The following is a 3677-nucleotide window of genomic DNA, read 5'->3' as shown; positions in this document are numbered from 1 at the left end:
GCGCATGCTCGGCGCGCAGCACGTCTTCCACGCAGTGCCCAACCGCATGGTGCACGGCTATGGTCTGTCGCCGTCTCTGGTGGACGAGCTGGCTGCGCTGCAGCCGGATCTGCTGGTCACCGTCGATCACGGCATTGCCTGCCATGCCGGCGTGACCGCGGCCAAGGCGCGTGGCTGGCAGGTGCTGGTGACCGATCACCATCTGCCCGGTCCACAGCTGCCACCGGCCGATGTCATCGTCGACCCCAACCTCGACGGCGACGCCTTCCCCAGCAAGGCGCTGGCCGGTGTCGGCGTGATCTTCTACGTGCTGATGGCGCTGCGCCGGCAGATGCGCGAAGCGGGGGTATTTGCCGATGGCAAAGGGCCGGACCTGACCACGCTGCTGGACCTGGTGGCGGTGGGCACAGTGGCCGACCTGGTGGTGCTCGATGCCAACAATCGCGCCCTGGTCAGTGCAGGATTGCGCAGGCTGCGCAATGGCCAGGGCTGCGTCGGCCTGAAGGCATTGATCGAGGCCAGCGGCCGCGATGCCGCACGCCTGACCGCCACCGACATCGGCTTCGGGCTCGGCCCGCGCTTGAACGCGGCCGGTCGGTTGGAAGACATGGCATTGGGTATCGCCCTGCTGCTCACCGAAGATCCGCGGCAGGCCCGCGACATCGCGCAGACGCTGGAACAGATCAACGCCGAGCGGCGTGCGGTCCAGCAGTCGATGACCGATGACGCCGAACACGCGCTGTCGCGGGTGGTGCTCGATACCGCAGGGCAGCGCCCGGTGGCGGCCTGCCTGTTCGATGCTGATTGGCACCCCGGCGTGGTTGGCCTGGTTGCTTCGAAGATGAAGGATCGCCTGCATCGGCCGGTGATCGCGTTCGCGCCGGCCGAGCCGGGCGCCGACACCCTGCGCGGCTCGGCGCGTTCGATCGCCGGCCTGCATATCCGTGATGCGCTGGCGCTGGTCGATGCGCGCCATCCCGGCTTGATCGAGCGCTTCGGCGGTCACGCGATGGCCGCCGGGTTGAGCATGCGTCTGGATCATCTGGCTGCCTTCGAAGCCGCGTTCGTCGCCACCGTGCTGGAAATGCTCGACCCGGCTGCACTGCAGCAGCAGGTGCTCAGCGACGGCGAACTGGCCGCGGACGAACTCGATCATCGCCATGCCGATGCGCTGCGTTTGGCGGGTCCATGGGGGCAGGGCTTTCCCGAGCCGCTGTTCGATGGCCACTTCGAAGTGGCCAACTGGCGCGTGCTGAAGGAGCGTCATCTGAAGCTGGAACTGCGCCTGCCCGGCGTACCCGGCACGATCAACGCGATCCATTTCGGCGGCTGGCACGGCAATGCGCCCGGTCGCCACGTGCATCTCGCCTACCGGCTCGCCTGCGATGACTATCGTGGCGGCGCCGCCATCCAGCTGATCGTCGAGCACTGCCTGCCGGCGTAGTCCATGCCGGGCATGGCCCGGCGCTACCGCTTCGGAAGGGTCAGCGTACGTCGGTCACCCGCGTCGGCAGTTCCCATGTACCCCCGGGAACGCCGCGACACAGGCCGCCACTGATCGCCGAGGTCGCGACGAAGCGGGTGCCATCCCAGGTCCACGTTTCATCCGACACGCAGTCGGCCAGACCGCGGCCCTTGTGCGAGGCGACGATCTGCCCGTCGCCGTAGTCGATCGCGTCGCTGGTCACCCATTGCGGCTGGTAGGGCGCTTTCTCACCGATGACCCAGTAGCCATCACCGCTGTTGTAGGCCGCGCGCCAGCAGGGGACGTTGACCAGCAGATGCTTGGCGTCCAGGCGCTGGATCTGCAGTGGTGAATTGCTGATCGGAAGATCCGKGTCGGTGTCGAGCAGGCCTTCGCAGCTGGGTTCTTCCAGAGTGGCGCGCAGCGCCGCACGCAGCGCCGGCGAGGCGGCCAGCTTGGAAAACGCCGGGTCGTCCGGTGGCGTCGACAGCGTCGGTGCCTTGCGCACCACGGGTTTGGCAACGGCGGCAGGCACGCTGCTTTCGGCAGCGGCCCCCTTGCGCATCACCGCGCCCGGCGTGCCCACACGGCCCTGGAACTCGTCGGTCTTCAACAGCACAGCCGCTGCGCCCTTGTCCGACAGCGGCCACGTGTGGCCGGCGCCATCGACAACCGCGATGCCACCATCGCGCACCAGCGCGGACAGCACTGCGCTGGTCTGTGCCGCGCTGAGCACATGGACACCCGGCTCCGTGGCCGGCGCCAGCACACCGAGGTCACGCTGCTGGATGCGCAGGTGCAGCGCGCCCTTGGGCTGCGGCTGGTCATCGATCGGCTGCAACGACATCCGACCGCTGATGGCCTGATTGGGRCCGCCCGCCCGGGTCAGCAGCACGCTCAGGGTGCTGTCATCGCCACTGGCGTAGCCGGCCGCGCGGCACGTGCGCGTGTTGTCGCAGGCCACGACCCAGTCGTGATGCTGGAAATAGAGGCCTGCAGGCGCATCGACGGCGCCGGCGGCCAACGGCCAGCACAGGGCCAGCAGGGTGGGAAGCAGGAGAGAACGCATGGGCATCCTTGCACGGGATCGGGAAGTCGCACATGGTGCGCCCAGGGGCAGCGAAGAACCAGCATCGAATCACGTTAACCCCGTCCACCCGGTTGGTGCGTTCAAGCAGTCACGATCCCACTGGAGTCCTGTCATGGTCTTCACCCGTTGCTGCGCTGTGTTGTTGCTGGCCCTTGCGGCCTGGCCTGTCGGCGCTCAGGCGCCCCGAATTGCTCGACCGCAGGCAACCACTCCGCTCCTGATCGCGCCCGCCGCCGAGCAGCCCGTGCAGCTGCGACATGCCGGCATCGAAGGCGAGGTCCAGGCCGGTATCGCCCAGACCCGTATCACCCTGGAGTTCCATAACCCCAACCAGCGCGTGCTGGAAGGCGAGCTGCAGTTCCCGCTGGCCGAGGGCCAGCAGATCACCGGGTTCGCCCTGGACATCAACGGCGAGTTGCGCGAGGCAGTACCGGTGCCCAAGGACCGCGGTCGTCAGGTGTTCGAGGAGATCGCCCGCCGTGGCGTCGACCCGGGCCTGCTGGAGCAGACCGCCGGCAACCAGTTCCGGCTGCGCGTGTATCCGCTGCCGGCCGGCGGCAGCCGCCGCGTGCAGTTGGTCGTACGCGAGCCGCTGGCATATGCCGGGCAGGGCTGGCGTTGGACACTGCCGCTGCAGTTCGTCGCCGGCGCCGCAGCCGTCGAACTGGACGTGCGGGCACCGAAGGGGGCTGAGGCAGGAAGCGCGCCGTTCCGCATCGCCGATGGCCGCCTGCACTGGCAAGGACGTGGCGCGCAGTTGCCGGCCCAGCTGCAATGGACGCTGCTGGCCGAGCGCAAGGCACAGGTGCAGGTTGCACGCTGGCAGGACGGTCACTACCTGTTGGCGCAGCTGCCGGTGCCGACGTCGACCGCGCCGCGCCGTGTGCCGTCGGAGGTGGGGCTGCTGTGGGACGGTTCGGGTTCCGCAGGCCAGCGCGACCGCACCCGCGAGTTCGCGCTGCTGGATCGCTACTTTGCTGCGATGGGCGAGGGCAACGTCGCGCTGACCGTGCTGCGTGATCGCGCCGAGCCTGTGCGTCGTTTCCGTATCCGCAGGGGTGACTGGAGTGAACTGCGGCGCGCGTTGATGGCGGTGCAGCCGGATGGCGCCAGCGCGCTGGC

The 3677-nt window shown here is 68.8% G+C and carries 3 protein-coding genes; 2 read left to right on the top strand and 1 reads right to left on the bottom strand.

Features of this window, described 5'->3' with window-relative positions; all coding sequences use genetic code 11:
• A partial coding sequence (locus AC1VAN_RS14940; RefSeq protein WP_480986093.1) for a single-stranded-DNA-specific exonuclease RecJ occupies positions 1-1444 on the top strand: 1444 nt, incomplete at its 5' end.
• Positions 1445-1484: 40 nt separating this feature from the next.
• On the opposite strand, the gene AC1VAN_RS14935 is transcribed toward AC1VAN_RS14940, so the two are convergent.
• Positions 1485-2534 carry a DUF1176 domain-containing protein gene (locus AC1VAN_RS14935; protein WP_480986092.1) on the bottom strand — a complete coding sequence of 350 codons (1050 nt, stop codon included), beginning with the start codon at positions 2532-2534 and terminating at the stop codon, positions 1485-1487.
• A gap of 133 nt (positions 2535-2667) precedes the next feature.
• On the opposite strand from AC1VAN_RS14935, the gene AC1VAN_RS14930 reads away from it, so the two are divergent.
• Positions 2668-3677 (top strand): VIT domain-containing protein (locus tag AC1VAN_RS14930; RefSeq protein ID WP_480986091.1); only part of this gene is annotated, 1010 nt, incomplete at its 3' end.

The sequence above is a fragment of the Stenotrophomonas sp. 05L44_2 genome (assembly GCF_056665995.1).
The sequence above is the reverse complement of the archived record's forward strand: the minus strand, read 5'-3'. Positions and strand labels throughout refer to the sequence as shown.